Below are 16,274 nucleotides of genomic sequence, written 5' to 3' on the forward strand. Positions count from 1 at the left end.
GCCCGCACCGCGCCGAGGTGTTGATACCCGCCCGGGCCGTCGGGCCTGTGTGATCTTCACCAGAAATACACGACCCGGGCACAACCATTCACATGTGGCCGCTGTCTGATCGTGCGAGTCACCAGACTCATCGACCAGCTGGGACCTGCCGGGGACACCACCTCGGCGGGTCCCCTGCTCCACAGGGGACCACATGCGTATCCGTGCCACCGTCGCCGCTGTTTCCGGCGCCCTGGCCCTGTCCGCTCTCGCCGTTCCGGCGGCTCAGGCGGCCGACAAGGACCTCCCGAGCCTCGACCGGCCCACCGCGGCCGACGTCTTCGGCACCGGCGCCCGGGCGCCGCGCGCGGCGGCTCGCGCCGCCGTGACGACCCCGGTCATCTCCAAGGTCGTCATCAACGGCGGCAAGGACATCGTCGTCGGCACCACGGCCGCCAAGAAGTTCACCGTCTCCGTCACCGCGTCCCACCCGTCCGGCATCGTCGACGGCTACATCGACCTGTGGCACGGCACGAACGTGGACGCCGGTCTCGACGGCGTGCTGCTGCCGAACGAGGACGCGGCGTCCTGCAAGAACGTCAACGCCACGACCGCCACCTGCACGATGACGATCACGGCGTACCCGGGCTACGACCTGTACGCGAACGCGCTGGCCGGCACCTGGAAGGTCACCGCGGGCGCGCTCGCCGGCGACCAGAGCATCGCGTGGAACGACTACCAGTCCACCGCCCGCGTCCAGCGCCTCTCCAAGCTGACCGTCAACGCCGCCCCGGAGCCCGTCAAGAAGGGCAAGACCATCACGGTCACCGGCAAGCTGTCGCGCGCCAACTGGGAGACCGGCACCTACAAGGGCTACACCGTCCAGCCCGTCAAGCTGCAGTTCCGCAAGAAGACCAGCAGCACCTACACCACCGTCAAGACCATCAAGTCGAACAGCACGGGTGCGCTGAAGACCACGGTCAAGGCCTCGGTGGACGGCTACTGGCGCTACAGCTACGCCGGCACCTCGACCACCCCGGCCGTCACGACCGCGGGTGACTTCGTCGACGTGAAGTAACCCGGACAGCTCTCACGAGCGGAAGCGGCGGCCGACCAGGCGCCAGGCCAGCTCAAGGACGGCCGCCGCGACCACCGAGATGCCCACCGCGGTCCAGGGCATCGTCACCCCGACCAGCTTCAGCGCGAAGAAGTCCTGGAGCCAGGGCACCGCGAGCACGACGAGGAAGCACAGGCCCATCGCCGCCACCAGGCCCACCCGCCACCAGGTGTACGGACGGGCGATGATCGCCAGGACCCACATGGAGACCAGGAACAGGGTGAGGGTCGCCGCGCTCGTCTCCGCGTCCAGCGCCCCCGGACCCGAGTAGGCGTGCCGGGCGATCAGATACGTGGCGAAGGTGGCCGCCGCCGCGATGACCCCGGACGGGATCGCGTACCGCATGACCCGGCGTACGAAGTGCGGCTGGGCCCGCTCCTTGTTGGGGGCGAGCGCCAGGAAGAACGCCGGTACGCCGATGGTCAGCGTGGACAGCAGGGTGAGATGGCGCGGCAGGAACGGGTACTCCACCTGGAAGCAGACCACCAGGACCGCCAGCAGCACCGAGTAGACGGTCTTCGTCAGGAACAGGGTGGCGACCCGGGTGATGTTGCCGATGACCCGCCGCCCCTCCGCGACGACCGACGGCAGGGTCGCGAAGCTGTTGTCCAGCAGCACGATCTGCGCCACCGCACGGGTCGCCTCGGAGCCCGAGCCCATCGAGACCCCGATGTCGGCGTCCTTGAGCGCCAGCACGTCGTTGACGCCGTCCCCGGTCATCGCGACCGTGTGCCCGCGTGACTGGAGCGCCCCGACCATCTCCCGCTTCTGCTGCGGGGTGACCCGGCCGAAGACCGCGTTCCGCTCGATCTCCGACGCCATGGCGTCGGCGTCCCCGGGCAGCCGGCGGGCGTCCAGGGGGTGCTCGGCGCCCGGCATCCCCAGCTTCTGGGCCACCGCGCCGACCGAGACGGCGTTGTCGCCGGAGATGACCTTCGCGTCGACGTTCTGGTCGTCGAAGTAGGCCAGGGTCTCCCCGGCGTCGGGCCGCAGCCGCTGCTCCAGGACGACGAGCGCGGCGGGTTCGGCCCGCGAAGCGGCGTCCGGGGCGTCCAGCTCGCCCGGCACCCGGGCGAGGAGCAGGACCCGCAGCCCCTGCTCGTTGAGGTGGCCGGTCTCGGCCAGGGCCGGATCGTCGGCGGCCAGCAGCACGTCGGGCGCGCCGAGCAGCCAGGCCGACGCGCCGCCGCCGGACTCGGTGAAGGCGGCCCCGCTGTACTTGCGGGCCGAGGAGAACGGCATGGCCTGCCGGACGTCCCAGCCCCCGCCGTCCGGGTAGGCGTCGATGATCGCCTGGAGGCTGGCGTTGGGCCGGGGGTCGGAGGCGCCGAGCGCACCCAGGACGCGGTGGACGTACGCCTCGTCGGAGCCGTTCAGCGGGCGGACCTCGGTGACGTCCATACCGCCCTCGGTGAGGGTGCCGGTCTTGTCCAGACAGACCACGTCGACCCGGGCCAGGCCCTCGATGGCCGGCAGCTCCTGCACCAGGCACTGCTTGCGGCCGAGCCGGATGACGCCGATCGCGAAGGCGACCGAGGTGAGCAGGACCAGGCCCTCGGGGATCATCGGGACGATGCCGCCGACCGTGCGGGCCACCGACTCCTTGAAGTCGTTCTCCTTGACGACCAGTTGGCTGATGACGAGCCCGATCGCCGTCGGCACCATCATCCAGGTCACGTACTTGAGGATCGTGCTGATGCCGCTGCGGAGCTCGGACTGTACGAGGGTGAAGCGGGACGCCTCCTCGGCGAGCTGGGCGGCGTACGCCTCGCGGCCGACCCTGGTGGCGGTGAACGCCCCGCCTCCGGCGACGACGAAGCTGCCCGACATCACCGGGTCGCCGGGCCGCTTGACCACCGGGTCGGCCTCGCCGGTCAGCAGCGACTCGTCGATCTCCAGGCTGTCGGCCTCGGCGACCGTGCCGTCGACGACGGCCTTGTCCCCGGGGCCCAGCTCGACCAGGTCGCCGAGGACGATCTCCGAGACGGAGACCTCGGCGGAGGTCCCGTCGCGCCGTACGGTCGGCTTGGCCTCGCCGATCACCGCGAGGCTGTCCAGGGTCTTCTTGGCGCGCCACTCCTGGACGATGCCGATCCCGGTGTTGGCGATGATCACGAAGCCGAAGAGGCTGTCCTGGATCGGCGCGACGAACAGCATGATCACCCAGAGCACGCCGATGATCAGGTTGAACCGGGTGAGGACGTTCGCGCGGACGATCTCGGTGACGGAGCGGGACGAGCGAACCGGTACGTCGTTGACCTCGCCGCGGGCGACCCGCTCGGCGACCTCGGCGGTCGTCAGCCCGCCCGGTGGCGCGGGCGCCGGCGAGGTCTGTACGGGGTCCGGCTGCTCACCGGAGGAATCGAGTGCCCGCTGCGTCATGATTCCGACCGTACGGGCGGAAGGGAGGGTTCACCCGCCGGGAACAGGAAGTTCCGACCGGGGGAGGACCGGAATGGTCCCACGGTCGTACGCGCGGTGGATCAGGTGCGGCCGGCGCGTCCCGGGATCAGTGGTGCGCGCCGTCGGGCGCGGACTCCTCGGCGGCGGCGTGCGCGGCAGCCCGCTTGAGCGCGGCGTCCCGCCCCCGGACGTACCAGATGCCGATCAGGCCGAGTCCGGCGCCGGCCAGACAGACCCAGATCCACCAGGCGTGGCCCCGGTCGTCGAACCAGCCGTAGAAGGGGACCTGCACCACGAAGAGGACGAACCAGAGGATCGTGCCGCCGGTGACGGTGGCGACGACGGGGCCCTCCAGGGGCTCGGGCGCCTCGTGTTTCGGTGTCCACTTCTCCATGCGATCAGTCTACGGGCTGCGCCGCGGGCCAGTCGGCCCAAGGATCTACGCGCGGAGATAGCGATCTTCCCCTTATGTATTCATACTGAATCCGGTTGCGGATGACTCGATTTATTCGTGTGAACATCCAAATCTGACTACTTTCATCCCCCCGTCGCACGACTGAAGGTCATACATGTCCTCCTCGGCCACCGCTCCGGTCGATCAGCCCCCGGCGCCGCAGCAGCCTCACGGCGTCCTCGATCGTTACTTCAAGATCTCCGAGCGGGGGTCGACGGTCGCGCGCGAGGTCCGTGGTGGTTTCGCCACGTTCTTCGCGATGGCGTACATCATCGTGCTCAACCCGATCATCCTCGGCAGCGCGAAGGACATGTACGGGCACCAGCTCGACGGTGGCCAGCTCGTCACGGCCACCGTGCTGGCGGCCGCGTTCTCCACGCTCCTGATGGGTGTCATCGGCAACGTGCCGATCGCGCTCGCCGCCGGTCTCGGCGTCAACACCGTCGTCGCCCTCCAGCTCGCCCCCCGGATGAGCTGGCCCGACGCGATGGGCATGGTCGTCCTCGCGGGCATCGTCGTGATGCTCCTCGTCGCGACCGGGCTGCGGGAGCGCGTCATGAACGCCGTGCCGCGCTCGCTCCGCAAGGGCATCGCGATGGGTATCGGCCTCTTCGTGCTCCTGGTCGGCCTGGTCGACTCGGGCTTCGTCTCCCGCATCCCGGACGCCGCGCACACCACCGTGCCGCTCCAGCTCGGCAGCGACGGCCACCTCAACGGCTGGCCCGTCCTGGTCTTCGTCCTGGGCACGCTGCTGACCCTCGCGCTGATCGTCCGCAAGGTGCCGGGCGCGATCCTGCTCTCCATCGTCGTCATGACGGTCCTCGCCCTGGTCATCGACGCGGTCGCGGACCTGCCGGCCGGCGCCTGGGGGCTGACCGTCCCCGAGTGGCCCGGCAATCCCGTGGCCTCCCCGGACTTCGGCCTGATCGGCCAGGTCAGCCTGTTCGGCGGCTTCGGGAAGGTCGGCATCCTGACCGGCGTCCTCTTCGTCTTCACCGTCCTGCTGTCCTGCTTCTTCGACGCGATGGGCACCATCCTCGGCGTCGGCGACGAGGCCAAGCTGATGGACAAGGACGGCAACTTCCCCGGGATCAACAGGGTCCTGCTCGTCGACGGTGTCGCCGTCGCCGCGGGCGGTGTGAGCTCCTCCTCCGCCTCGACCTGCTTCGTCGAGTCCACGGCCGGTGTCGGCGAGGGCGCCCGTACCGGACTGGCGAGCGTGGTGAGCGGGCTGCTCTTCTCGGTGGCGCTGCTCCTGACGCCGCTGGCGACGATGGTCCCCTCGCAGGCGGCCACCCCGGCGCTGATCGCGGTCGGGTTCCTGATCCTCGCGGGCAATGTGCGGGACGTCGACTGGAGCGACTACACGCTCGCCATCCCGGCCTTCATGGCCATGCTGATGATGCCGCTCACGTACTCGATCACCAACGGCATCGGCATCGGCTGCATCGCCTTCAGCGTGATGCGCCTGGCCGCGGGCCGTGGCCGGGAGGTCCCGGTGGCCATGTACGTGGTCTCCGCGGTCTTCGTCTTCTACTACGCGATGCCGGCGCTCGGCCTCACGTAGGCGCGTACGTACGCCGTCCTCACCCCTGCGGGGCGGACGCCCGTCAGGTGACCCGGTCGGCCGGGTCCGGATGACGGGTGTCCGCCCCGTAGAACTTCTCCGTCTCGTCGACGGCCGCGTGGAAGCGCTCGTCGAAATCGTCGCGGACGAGCGTCCGGACCACGTAGTCCTGGACGCTCATGCCGCGTCTGGCGGCGTGCTGGCGGAGCCGGTCGAGCAGCTCACCGTCTATGCGCAGGCTGAGCACTGTCGATCCCATGCCAAGCAGGGTCGCGGCACACGCGGCCTTTTCGCGGCTGTTTCCGACTCATACTCACTCGTTCGGGTGATCAGTTTCTCGCGCGTGTACCACCCGCTGGTATTTAGCATTGCTAATGAGTTACGCTAAGGAACATGCCTGACCTGATCCACGACGGTGACAGTGCCGCCGCCGTGAGCTCCCTCCGCTCCGCCGTGATGCTGCTGGGCCGTCGTCTGAAGCACCAGCGCGTCGACGAGTCGCTGAGCCCCACCGAGATGTCGGTGCTCGGCACACTCGCCCGCTGCGGTTCCGCCACCCCCGGTGAGCTGGCCCGCAAGGAGCACGTGCAGCCGCCGTCGATGACCCGCATCGTCGCGCTGCTGGAAGCGAAGGGCCTGGTCAGACTGGAACCGCACCCCGATGACCGTCGGCAGAAGATGGTCAGCCGGACCGAGCAGGCGGAAGCCATGCTCGCCGAGAGCCGCGACAAGCGGAACGCCTGGCTGGCCAACCTCGCCGAGGGCCTGGACGAGGACGAGTGGGACACGCTGCGGGCCGCCGCGCCCGTGCTGGAGAAGCTCGCCCACCTCTGACCCGACGGGCGCCGTCGGACCCCCGCGAGGGTCCCGCAGCGCCCGCAGTCACGTCCCCGTCAGTGAGTACGTCGTATACGCCCGAGGAGGCGACTTCTTTTGAGTTCGGGATCCGGAGCAGACTCCGCCCCCGCACCGACTTCCACCCACGAGAGCAAGACCGGCGGGACCTTCTCGTCGCTGAAGATCCGCAACTACCGCCTGTTCGCCACGGGCGCCGTGATCTCCAACACCGGTACCTGGATGTCCCGCATCACGCAGGACTGGCTCGTCCTGAGCCTCACCGGGTCCGCAGCGGCCGTCGGTATCACCACGGCCCTCCAGTTCCTCCCGATGCTGCTCTTCGGCCTGTACGGCGGCGTCATCGCCGACCGGCTCCCGAAGCGGCGTCTCCTGCTCATCAGCCAGGCAGCGCTCGGCCTGTGCGGCGTCGCACTCGCCGTCCTGACCCTCTCCGGCGTCGTCGAGGTCTGGCACGTCTACCTGATCGCGTTCCTGCTCGGCATGGTGACCGTCGTCGACAACCCGGCGCGCCAGTCGTTCGTCTCGGAGATGGTCGGCCCCGCGCAGCTGCGCAACGCCGTCAGCCTGAACTCGGCGAACTTCCAGTCCGCCCGGCTCATCGGCCCCGCCGTCGCGGGTGTCCTGATCACGACGGTCGGCAGCGGCTGGGCGTTCATGTTCAACGGGCTGTCCTTCATCGCGCCGCTCGTCGGCCTGATGATGATGCGTACGAGCGAGCTCCACGCGGCCGTCACCGTCAAGCGCGCCAAGGGCCAGCTCCGTGACGGCCTGCGCTACGTCTCCGGCAGACCCGAGCTGATCTGGCCGATCGTCCTGGTCGGTTTCGTCGGCACCTTCGGGTTCAACTTCCCGATCTTCCTGACGGCCTTCGCGGACGAGATCTTCCACGGCGGTGCCGGGATGTACTCGTTCTTCAACATCCTGATGGCGGCCGGCTCCCTCGCCGGGGCCCTCCTCGCCGCCCGGCGCCGCTCCTCGCGGCTGCGGATGCTGGTGGCCGCGGGCACCCTGTTCGGCCTGCTGGAGGTCGCCGCGTCCCTGTCACCGTCCGTCTGGCTGTTCTCGCTGCTGCTGCTGCCGATCGGGATGATCGGCCTGACGACCAACATCAGCGCCAACACGAGCGTCCAGATGGCCGCGGACCCCGAGATGCGGGGCCGGGTGATGAGCCTCTACATGATGGTCTTCGCCGGTGGCACGCCCGTGGGAGCCCCGATCGTCGGCTGGATCAGCGACACCTACGGCGCCCGGATCGGCATGGCGGCCGGAGGAGCGATCTCGATGGTGGCCGCGGTCGGGGTCGGCTTCATGCTGACCCGCGTCGGCGGCCTGCGCCTGAAGGTCGACCTGCGGCCGGGTCGCCCGCACGTGCGAATAGTTCCGCGCGAGCAGCTGGCCACGGCGGCCTGAGCCGACCCCTGAACGCTGCCCTTCCCCCACGGGGAGGGCAGCGTTCTTCTGTTGTGCGTCGCGAGGAAAGCCGTCGCCCCGGACGTGCCCGCACGCTGGGACACTCGGCGCATGAGCAGCAGCAGCCGCAGCCAGAGACTCTTCGCCGCCGTCCTGCCGCCCGAGCCCGTCGCCGACGAGCTGGCCAGGGCCCTCGCCCCGCTGCACGCGATCCCCGGGGCCGCCGACCTCCGCTGGACCGCCCCGGCGGGCCGGCACTTCACGCTGGCGTTCCTCAGGGAGGTCGACGAGGAGCTGCTCCCGGAGCTGGACGCCCGGATGGAGCGGGCCGCGCACCGGACCGCGCCCTTCCCGCTCCGGATCAGCGGCGGCGGCCGGTTCGACGGGCGGGCGCTGTGGGCGGGGGCCGCGGGCGGCCTCGACACCCTGCGGCTGCTGGCGGCGCGGGCCCACGCCGCCGCGCGCAAGGCCGGCGTCCCGATGGAGGAGGAGCACCGCCGCTACACCCCGCACCTCACCCTCGCCCGCAGCCGGGGCCACGCCGACCTGACCCCGTACACGGCGGCGCTGGAGGGGTTCCAGGGCCGCGAGTGGGAGGTGCGTGAGATGAGTCTCGTACGCAGCAGACTTCCGGCGGGCGGGGTGCCGGGGGAGCAGCCGCGTTACGAGGTGGTGCGGGCCTGGCCGCTGGGACGGTGAGCGGGGCGGTTACGCTCGTCGGGTGGACCCGAAGACCAGAAACCGCATCATGGCCGCCGTACTCGTGCTGATGTTCATCGTCGTCGCGGCGGCGTCCGCCCTCGGGGGCTGAGCCCGCCGAGGACGTACGCACGCACGCCGGTTACCAGGCGAAGTTCTCCGGTGACGGGCCCGGTCCGGGGAAGATCTCGTCGAGGGCCGACAGCACCTCGGACGACAGCTCCAGCTCCACCGCGCGCAGCGCCGAGTCGAGCTGCTCCCGGGTGCGCGGGCCGGAGATCGGGCCCGTGACGCCGGGCCGGGTGAGCAGCCAGGCCAGGCCGACCTCACCGGGCTCCAGGCCGTGCTTCTCCAGCAGGTCCTCGTACGCCTGGATCTGGGCCCGCTGCTTCGGGTCGGCCAGCGCCTCGCCGGAGCGGCCCGAGGTGGAGCGGGCGCTGCCGCCCTCACGCTCCTTGCGGATCGCGCCGCTGAGCAGCCCGCCGTGCAGCGGCGACCACGGGATGACCCCGAGGCCGTACTCCTGGGCGGCCGGGATGACCTCCATCTCGGCGCCGCGCTGCATCAGGTTGTAGATGCACTGCTCGCTGACCAGGCCGTAGCTGCCCCGCTGACGGGCGCGCTCGTTGGCCTGGGCGATCTTGTAGCCCGAGAAGTTGGACGAGCCGGCGTAGAGGATCTTGCCCTGCTGGATCAGTACGTCGATGGCCTGCCAGATCTCGTCGATCGGGGTGTTCCGGTCGACGTGGTGGAACTGGTACAGGTCGATGTGGTCCGTCTGGAGCCGCTTGAGGCTGGCGTCGACGGCGCGGCGGATGTTCAGGGCGGACAGCTTGTCGTGGTTGGGCCACGCCTCGCCGTCGGCGCCCATGTTCCCGTAGACCTTGGTGGCGAGGACGACCTTGTCGCGGCGGTCGCCGCCCTGCGCGAACCAGGTGCCGAGGATCTCCTCGGTGCGGCCCTTGTTCTCACCCCAGCCGTAGACGTTCGCGGTGTCGAAGAAATTGACGCCCGCCTCCAGGGCGGCGTCCATGAGTGCGTGGCTGTCGCTCTCGTTGGTCTGGGGGCCGAAGTTCATCGTCCCCAGCACGAGGCGGCTGACCTTGAGTCCGGTGCGTCCGAGCTGCGTGTACTTCATGGGTCCCCAGCCAACTCCTTCGAGCGCGCTCGAAGCAAGGTCCGGCTCAGGCGCGCCGTGCGAACCGGTCCAGCGCGGCCAGCACCGCCCGGGTCGTCGCCGGGCCGCCGAGGTGGCCGGCGTCCTCGATGACCGTCAGTTCGGCGTCCGGCCAGGCCTTCGCCAGCTCCCAGGCCGTGGTCAGCGGGGAGCCCAGGTCGAAGCGGCCGTGCACCAGGGCGCCGGGGATACCCGCGAGGCGGCCGGCGTCGCGGATCAGCTGGCCCTCCTCCAGCCAGGCGGCGTGCGAGAAGTAGTGCGCGCAGATACGGACGAAGGCCAGCTGGTCGCGGCCCGGCCGCCCGCCGTACGGGGCCGGGCCGGTGTGCGCCTCCGTGGACAGCACCGCGTCCTCCCAGGCGCACCAGTCGGCCGTGGCCTTCGCCCGCACCTCCGGGTCGGGGCTCTCCGTCCGCCGGGCGTACGCGGCGAGCAGACCGCCCGGGCCCCCGGCCTCCGGGGCGCCCGCGCGGAACCGGTCCCACGCCTCGGGGAAGAGCTGCCCGGCGCCCCGGTACAGCCAGTCGATCTCGCTGCGCCGGGTCGTCGTCACCGCGGGGATCACGATCTCCGAGACGCGCTCCGGGTGCTGCTCGGCGTAGGCGAGGACCAGGGTGGAACCCCAGGACCAGCCGTACAGCAGCCACCGCTCGACACCGAGGTGGCGGCGCAGGGCCTCCATGTCGGCGACCAGGTGCGCGGTCGTGTTGTGCCGCAGGTCGGTGGCGGGGTCGCTCGCGTGCGGGGTGGAGCGGCCGCAGTTGCGCTGGTCGAAGAGGACGACGCGGTAGAGGTCCGGGTCGAAGTTCCGCCGGGCCCCGGGCGTGCACCCCGAGCCCGGCCCGCCGTGGACGACGAGCGCGGGCTTGCCGGCCGGGTTGCCGCAGACCTCCCAGTACACGAGGTTGCCGTCACCGACGTCCAGCATCCCCTGGTCGTACGGCTCGATCGGCGGGTACTTCTCGCCGGGCTCACGGCGCATGGAGGCGGTCCCTCCCGGGGTCAGTCGGTGACGGTGAACGGGGTGTCGGCGACCTGGTTGTCCGCGTCGTCGTCATCCAGGCTGTACACGATGAACACGGGTGTGTCCGACCCACCGACCGTCTCCTTGGGCACGTGGACCTCGGCCGCGAGGCTCCCGTCGGGGCCGGCGGTGACATCGCGCAGATCCTTGTCGTAGCCTCCGCTGTCCCGGAAGGTGATGCGGATCTGCTCGTCAGGGGCGAAGCCTGTGGCATTGAGCGTCACCAGCGCCCCCTCCGGGCCACGGTCGGGGGTGGCGATCAGCCGGGGCCGGGCGTGCGGTGTCGCGGAGACCGTATCGGCCGGAAGCGTCTGGAGCGGCGGATCCGACGGGTCCGGGGAGGGCTCCGACGGCGTCGAGGACGGCTCGACGGACGCGGAGGCCGTCGTCGAGGTCCCCGCCGGGCCGGCCGCCGACGCCGTGGGCGGGGACTCGTCCCCGCCGGACACCGCGACGGCGGCGATGACCGCGGCGATGATCGTCGCCGCCGCCGTGATCACGGCGGCGGTCACATGCCGGCCCTCACCCCGGGGGACCGGAGGGTGAGGGGGCGGCGGGGGGAACGGTGGCCCCGGGGGCATCGGCGGGTTGGGGCTGGACACGCGAATCCCCCTGCTGCTCGTGAAGATCGTGGAGCCCGTCAGGATACCGGCCGGGGCGTGACGTGTGCCGCTCAATTCCCCTCGCCGGAGGCGGAATTGCCCGGACCCGCGAGCCCTACGGGGCGAGGGGCAGCCGGCGCTTGTGGTCGGTGAGGCGGTAGCGGGAGACGATCGTGTCGAAGGCTTCCTCGTCCACCGGCTTGCCCTCCAGGAAGTCGTCGATGGTGTCGTAGGTGACGCCGAGCGCGTGCTCGTCGGCCTTGCCCGGGTCCAGCGTCTCCAGGTCGGCGGTCGGCACCTTCCCGACCAGCTCGGCGGGCGCGCCGAGCGCCTCCGCGACGGCACGCACCCGGCGCTTGGTCAGCCCGGTCAGCGGGACCAGGTCGGCGGCGCCGTCCCCGAACTTGGTGAAGAAGCCGGAGACCGCCTCGGCCGCGTGGTCCGTGCCGACGACCAGACCGTTGTGCGCCCCGGCCACCGCGTACTGGGCGATCATGCGCTGCCGGGCCTTGACGTTGCCGACGACGAAGTCCTGGTGGTGGGGGTCGCGGAAGGCCAGGTCGCCTTCCAGCAGGGACTGCTGGGTGGCGTCGGTCGCGGGCTTGATGTCCACGGTCAGCACCTGGTCGGCCTTGATGAACGAGAGCGCGAGCTGGGCGTCGTGCTCGTCGGCCTGGACGCCGTAGGGGAGCCGCATCGCGTAGAACCGGGCCTCGTGCCCGGCCGCCCGGGCCCGCTCGACCGCGAGCTGGCTCAGCCGGCCCGCGGTGGTCGAGTCCACACCGCCGCTGATGCCGAGCACCAGGGACCGCAGCCCCGTCGAGGTCAGCCGGTCGGCGAGGAAGGCCACGCGGCGCTCGATCTCCTGGTGGGCGTCGAAGGTCTCCGCGACCTCCAGCTCCCGGGCGATCTCCTGCTGCAGGGCGATATTCGCCGGCTCGCTCACGTCTGCTCCTCGGTCCTGTCCACGGTGTGCTGTCGCGCCCACCCTACCCAGGGCCTCTCTCCCGCCGGACGGGTGCGCCGACCGAGCCAGGGCGCCAGCTGCACCAGGCCGAAGGCCACCTCGGGGCCGAGGAACAGCCACAGCAGCTGCGGGCCGCCATGGGTGAGCGCGTACGTCTGCCAGACGGCGAACAGGGCCCGCGCGACACCGTCGTACAGTCCGTGCGCCGGCAGCGGTCGCACGAGGCGCAGGACGGCCCAGACGACCACGACCGAGCCCATCAGATTCGCGTACAGGGTCTGCATCGGGTCCTGGGCGGGCAGCGGGCCGAGCCCGAGGGTCCCGCCCAGGGACGAGAGCACGCCGTGCAGCAGGCCGTACGTCCACGGGGTGGCGAAGCCGGCGGTGACGACGAGGTCGTACCAGGCGCTCGTGCGCACGACGCGCAGATAGCGGGCGGAGGAGGGCATCAGGGGCTCCCTGTGGTCTCGGACAGGCGACCGCCCGACGCTAAACAGTGGAGTACGGTCCAAGGTCAAGCCCGGCATCCGAGGGGGAGCGCCATGCTGATCGGGGAACTGGCCGCGCGGACAGGGCTGTCGAGGGACGCCATCCGGTTCTACGAGAGGAACGGACTGGTCACCGGCGGCCGACTGCCCAGCGGCTACCGCGACTTCGCGCCTGAGACGGTGCCCTGGCTGCTCTACGTCCGTACCGCGCAGACACTCGGCTTCTCCCTGGCGGAGATCGCCCGGCACGGCGACGAGCTGCGTGACGCGCCCGATCAGGCGGAGGCCCTGTCCGCGCTGCTGGCGGAGAAGATCCGGGTGATCGACGCGCGCATGGCCGAACTCGCCGCCCTGCGCGCCGAACTCGCCGCCCGTGTGGGCACCGGGTGTCCGCTGCGGGCGGTGGAGGCCGTCAGCCCTTGACGGCCACGTGGTACGCCGACGCCCACAGCGTCACCGCGGACGCCAGGCCCACCACGGCGCGCACCCCGCCGTCGGACAGGCCGGCCGCGATGAGGACGAGGCCGAGGAGCGCGGCGGCGCACAGCGCCACGGCCGTCCCCTTGTACTGCCACTGGTCGTAGAGGCGCGACAGCGGGAAGAAGTGCAGGCCGACCACGAGCGCGATGCCCGGCGGGATGAACGCTGGGTGGCCCGAGGCGTTGGACGCCGCGATCACCCCGAAGATCGCCGCGAGTTCGACGACATTGACGATGCCGACCGAACGCGCCCAGTTCGCCGGCAGATCGACCAGGCGGGGCGAAGGGGCCGCGCCCTTGCGGTAGGCGAGGATGAGGGCCGCCACGGTGACCGGTACGCCGATGATCTCGACGGCCAGGGCGGCCCCCGAGGACGCCAGCCCGGACGCCCCGGCGAGGGCCCAGGCGAGGGCGAACAGCGACAGGACGACGGTGCCCCGGCGGCGCAGGGACCGGGTGAGCGCGACGCACTCGGCGTCCGTCGCCGGGGGAGTCGAGGGCGTCGGCTGGATCATCCGGCGAGAGTACTGCGGTGTGGGGGGCCGGTCGGCGGTTTCGGGCCGGAGCGGAAGACCCTCCACTTACGGAGTCCTCCCGTCCGGCGTTCCCCGGAGTCCTTCGCCCGCCCGCGCTCAGGGGACCAGGACCAGGCGTCCCCGTACGCCGCCCTCCGCGAGCCGGGTGTGTGCGTCCGCCGCCTGCTCCAGCGGGTAGGTGCGGGCCACCCGGGGGGTCAGGACGCCCTCGTCGACCAGCTTCACCAGCTCGGCGAGCCTGTCGCCGTCGGCGGCCACCTCGACCACCTGGACCCGGATGTCCCGCACGCTCGGCGGGCCCGCGTTCGGGATGACCCCCACGTAGTCCCCGCCGTCCCGCACGTACGCCAGCGCGTTCGCGCCCAGGACGGCCGCGTCCAGCACCGCGTCGAACGGGCCCGCCGCGTCCCCGCGTTCCACGAAACGGTCCGCGCCGAAGGACCGGACCAGCTCCTCGTCGGCCGCACCCGCCACCCCGGCGACGCTGATCCCGGCCCGGTGGGCCAGCTGCACCGCGTAGCCGCCGACCGCTCCCGCCGCGCCCGTGACCAGCAGCGTGGCCCCGGGGGCCAGGTCCAGCAGGTCGAGCGCCTGCGCGGCGGTCAGGGTGTTCAGCGGCACCGTCGACGCGTGGACCGCGTCCACCGAGGCCGGGGCCGGCGCGACCGCCGTGCCGTCCACCACCACGTACTCCGCCTGGGCCTTGACCGGAGCCGGCCCGTACGCCAGCGCGACCACCTCGGCCCCGGCGGCGAACGGCGCCCCCGTGCCCGCCGCGTCCACGGTCCCCGCCACATCCCAGCCGAGGCCGAGCACCCCGCCCTCGGGCAGCGGGACGAGGAAGCCCGCGCGGTACGCCGCGTCCACCGGATTGACGGCCGCCGCCGCCACCTTGATCCGCACCTGGCCCGGACCGGGCTCGGGCACCGCGGTCTCCACGAGCTCCACCGTTCCGGGACCGCCGAACGACCTGACCACCACTGCACGCATATCGATAACTCCCGTGATCCTGAGGGGAATGCCGCGGGTTTCTCCCGCCCCACAAACCTAGGAAGAGTTACTCTCTTTCGGTAAGTACGTACTCCGAGGTGCGTAGGCCACCCCGAGGTAGGACCGGAGGCAGAAGGCAATGGCGACCCGTACCGCGGCGCAGCGCCGTGAGGAAGCCCGAACCGCGTACGACGCCTTCCTGAGGGAGTGCCCGACGAACCAGCTGCTCGGCCGCCTCGGCGACAAGTGGGTCAGCCTCATCGTCAGCGCCCTGCGCCAAGGCCCCATGCGCTACAGCGACCTCGGGCGCAGGATCGCCGGGGTGAGCCAGAAGATGCTGACCCAGTCGCTGCGCTCCCTGGAGCGCGACGGCCTCGTCACGCGCACGGTGACACCGTCGGTACCGGTCCGGGTGGACTACGAACTGACGGACCTCGGACACAGCCTCAGTGACCTTCTGTTCGCCATGAAGAACTGGGCGGAGACCCACTTCGACCAGGTCCACGAGGCCCGCGAGCGCTACGACCAGGAGACCGCGGCATGAACGCCACCCCGCAGGTGCTCGCCGTGCTGGACGAGCTGCTCGCCGCCGCCGGCCCCGGTGAGCGCGGCGCCCTCTGGCATCTCGCCGAGCAGGGAAGGGAGTTGGACGCCAACCTCGTCCGCCTCCCGCCGGGCGCCGGAGTGGGCGAGCACCAGGAGGACGTCCTGGACGTGCTGCTCGTCGTCCTCGCGGGCGGCGGCAGTCTGCGTACGGCCGGCGGCGACACCCTGGATCTCGCCCCGACGACGGTCACCTGGCTGCCCCGGACCTCGCGGCGGGCGCTGGAGGCGGGGCCCGACGGGCTGACGTACCTCACGGTCCACCGCCGCCGCCCCGGCCTCGCGATCAAGCCGGCGGTGCGCACTCCCGCGTACGAGGGCGGGGAGGCACCCTGCATGCTCGACCTGGTGTGCCCGGAGTGCGGGCGGCTGTCGGCGGACCGGGCGCCGAGCTTCTGCAGCGCGTGCGGGGAGCCGTTCCCCAAGCGCTGACACGGGTGGGGCGAAGGAGGCGGCCGCCCGGTGCGTCACGCCAGCGACAGGAACATCTTCTCCAGGCGGGCGCGCATCCGGTCCCGGTCGGCGGGCGTCTGCCCCTCGTCGGTCAGACACTGTTCGAGCCCCGTCGCGATGATGGAGAACCCCGCCCGGTCCAGGGCCCGGGAGGCGGCGGACAGCTGCGTCATCACCTCCTCGCAGTCCCTGCCCTCCTCGATCATCCTGATGACCCCGGCGATCTGGCCCTGGGCCCGGCGCAGCCGGTTCAGGACGGACTTCAGCTCATCGGCCGCGATGTCGAGTTGCATGGTTCCTCCCGCGTTCGGGGCGTACCCGTACGTATGTACCCAGGGGGGTATCGTACCGGGGCGTCCCGCCCCGCCCGTGGTGCACCCAGCGCCACCCCGCAGTCGGTGTGTACGCCCCATGTGCCGGCCCGCTCCCGCCCGTAGCGTCGACGACGGGGCGCGGAGTGCGCCCCAC

19 protein-coding genes are annotated in these 16,274 nt (G+C 71.5%); 8 read left to right on the forward strand and 11 right to left on the reverse strand.

Features of this window, described 5'->3' with window-relative positions; translation table 11 throughout:
- Positions 1 to 193: 193 nt before the first annotated feature.
- Positions 194 to 1,057: a DUF5707 domain-containing protein gene (locus JKV81_RS09155; RefSeq protein WP_124274100.1), complete on the forward strand. Its 864-nt coding sequence runs from the start codon at positions 194 to 196 to the stop codon at positions 1,055 to 1,057.
- A 12-nt stretch (positions 1,058 to 1,069) separates the two neighbouring features.
- Here the strand turns inward: JKV81_RS09155 and JKV81_RS09160 are convergent, their stop codons facing one another.
- Together JKV81_RS09160 and JKV81_RS09165 are read right to left on the reverse strand one after the other, a co-directional pair.
- Positions 1,070 to 3,478, reverse strand: a complete 2,409-nt coding sequence (locus JKV81_RS09160) for a cation-translocating P-type ATPase (RefSeq protein ID WP_202075356.1) — start codon at positions 3,476 to 3,478, stop codon at positions 1,070 to 1,072.
- A 127-nt stretch (positions 3,479 to 3,605) separates the two neighbouring features.
- Positions 3,606 to 3,893 carry a DUF2530 domain-containing protein gene (locus tag JKV81_RS09165; RefSeq protein WP_124274102.1) on the reverse strand — a complete coding sequence of 96 codons (288 nt, stop codon included), beginning with the start codon at positions 3,891 to 3,893 and terminating at the stop codon, positions 3,606 to 3,608.
- Positions 3,894 to 4,068: 175 nt separating this feature from the next.
- On the opposite strand from JKV81_RS09165, the gene JKV81_RS09170 reads away from it, so the two are divergent.
- Positions 4,069 to 5,520 carry an NCS2 family permease gene (locus tag JKV81_RS09170; protein ID WP_124274103.1) on the forward strand — a complete coding sequence of 484 codons (1,452 nt, stop codon included), beginning with the start codon at positions 4,069 to 4,071 and terminating at the stop codon, positions 5,518 to 5,520.
- Between the two features lie 43 nt (positions 5,521 to 5,563).
- Here the strand turns inward: JKV81_RS09170 and JKV81_RS09175 are convergent, their stop codons facing one another.
- A complete protein-coding gene (locus tag JKV81_RS09175) occupies positions 5,564 to 5,779 on the reverse strand; it encodes a hypothetical protein (protein WP_187327166.1) in 216 nt (71 codons plus the stop codon).
- 134 nt (positions 5,780 to 5,913) lie between these two features.
- Between JKV81_RS09175 and JKV81_RS09180 the strand changes: the two genes are divergently transcribed.
- The 3 genes from JKV81_RS09180 (at position 5,914) to thpR (ending at position 8,487) form a co-directional block, all read left to right on the forward strand.
- Entirely contained in the window at positions 5,914 to 6,354 is a 441-nt protein-coding gene (locus JKV81_RS09180; RefSeq protein WP_099174257.1) for a MarR family winged helix-turn-helix transcriptional regulator, read from the forward strand.
- Between the two features lie 99 nt (positions 6,355 to 6,453).
- Entirely contained in the window at positions 6,454 to 7,788 is a 1,335-nt protein-coding gene (locus tag JKV81_RS09185) for an MFS transporter (RefSeq protein ID WP_124274104.1), read from the forward strand.
- A gap of 111 nt (positions 7,789 to 7,899) precedes the next feature.
- Positions 7,900 to 8,487: an RNA 2',3'-cyclic phosphodiesterase gene (gene thpR, locus JKV81_RS09190; RefSeq protein WP_129264944.1), complete on the forward strand. Its 588-nt coding sequence runs from the start codon at positions 7,900 to 7,902 to the stop codon at positions 8,485 to 8,487.
- Between the two features lie 142 nt (positions 8,488 to 8,629).
- Here thpR and JKV81_RS09195 read toward each other — a convergent pair whose 3' ends face one another.
- The 5 genes from JKV81_RS09195 to JKV81_RS09215 all read right to left on the reverse strand — a co-directional run bounded on the left by JKV81_RS09195 (position 8,630) and on the right by JKV81_RS09215 (position 12,706).
- Positions 8,630 to 9,625 (reverse strand): aldo/keto reductase, encoded by a 996-nt coding sequence (locus tag JKV81_RS09195; RefSeq protein WP_124274106.1) that lies wholly within the window; start codon positions 9,623 to 9,625, stop codon positions 8,630 to 8,632.
- A gap of 46 nt (positions 9,626 to 9,671) precedes the next feature.
- The gene (gene pip / locus JKV81_RS09200; RefSeq protein ID WP_202075357.1) at positions 9,672 to 10,646 is read right to left on the reverse strand and encodes a prolyl aminopeptidase; all 975 of its coding nucleotides are present in this window, start codon (positions 10,644 to 10,646) and stop codon (positions 9,672 to 9,674) included.
- Between the two features lie 20 nt (positions 10,647 to 10,666).
- Positions 10,667 to 11,200, reverse strand: a complete 534-nt coding sequence (locus JKV81_RS09205; protein WP_129264946.1) for a hypothetical protein — start codon at positions 11,198 to 11,200, stop codon at positions 10,667 to 10,669.
- A 205-nt stretch (positions 11,201 to 11,405) separates the two neighbouring features.
- Complete coding sequence (gene nadE / locus JKV81_RS09210) at positions 11,406 to 12,236, reverse strand: NAD(+) synthase (RefSeq protein WP_202075358.1); 831 nt, start codon at positions 12,234 to 12,236, stop codon at positions 11,406 to 11,408.
- Entirely contained in the window at positions 12,233 to 12,706 is a 474-nt protein-coding gene (locus JKV81_RS09215) for a hypothetical protein (protein WP_236055923.1), read from the reverse strand. The genes nadE and JKV81_RS09215 overlap by 4 nt, the downstream gene beginning before the upstream one ends.
- 93 nt (positions 12,707 to 12,799) lie before the next feature.
- On the opposite strand from JKV81_RS09215, the gene JKV81_RS09220 reads away from it, so the two are divergent.
- Positions 12,800 to 13,168: a MerR family transcriptional regulator gene (locus tag JKV81_RS09220; RefSeq protein WP_129264948.1), complete on the forward strand. Its 369-nt coding sequence runs from the start codon at positions 12,800 to 12,802 to the stop codon at positions 13,166 to 13,168.
- On the opposite strand, the gene JKV81_RS09225 is transcribed toward JKV81_RS09220, so the two are convergent.
- On the reverse strand, positions 13,158 to 13,739 hold the full coding sequence (locus JKV81_RS09225) for a hypothetical protein (RefSeq protein WP_236055925.1): 582 nt from the start codon (positions 13,737 to 13,739) through the stop codon (positions 13,158 to 13,160). The genes JKV81_RS09220 and JKV81_RS09225 overlap by 11 nt on opposite strands.
- A 117-nt stretch (positions 13,740 to 13,856) precedes the next feature.
- Positions 13,857 to 14,750 (reverse strand): NADP-dependent oxidoreductase, encoded by an 894-nt coding sequence (locus JKV81_RS09230; RefSeq protein WP_202075360.1) that lies wholly within the window; start codon positions 14,748 to 14,750, stop codon positions 13,857 to 13,859.
- Positions 14,751 to 14,889: 139 nt separating this feature from the next.
- Here JKV81_RS09230 and JKV81_RS09235 point away from each other — a divergent pair, with 139 nt between their 5' ends.
- Positions 14,890 to 15,294, forward strand: a complete 405-nt coding sequence (locus JKV81_RS09235) for a winged helix-turn-helix transcriptional regulator (RefSeq protein WP_202075361.1) — start codon at positions 14,890 to 14,892, stop codon at positions 15,292 to 15,294.
- Positions 15,291 to 15,785, forward strand: a complete 495-nt coding sequence (locus JKV81_RS09240; RefSeq protein WP_202075362.1) for a hypothetical protein — start codon at positions 15,291 to 15,293, stop codon at positions 15,783 to 15,785. Before JKV81_RS09235 ends, JKV81_RS09240 begins: the two co-directional genes overlap by 4 nt.
- 35 nt (positions 15,786 to 15,820) lie before the next feature.
- Here JKV81_RS09240 and JKV81_RS09245 read toward each other — a convergent pair whose 3' ends face one another.
- On the reverse strand, positions 15,821 to 16,099 hold the full coding sequence (locus tag JKV81_RS09245) for a metal-sensitive transcriptional regulator (protein WP_124274115.1): 279 nt from the start codon (positions 16,097 to 16,099) through the stop codon (positions 15,821 to 15,823).
- Positions 16,100 to 16,274: the final 175 nt, after the last annotated feature.

The organism is Streptomyces silvae (genome assembly GCF_016745505.1).
GTDB lineage: Bacteria > Actinomycetota > Actinomycetes > Streptomycetales > Streptomycetaceae > Streptomyces > Streptomyces silvae.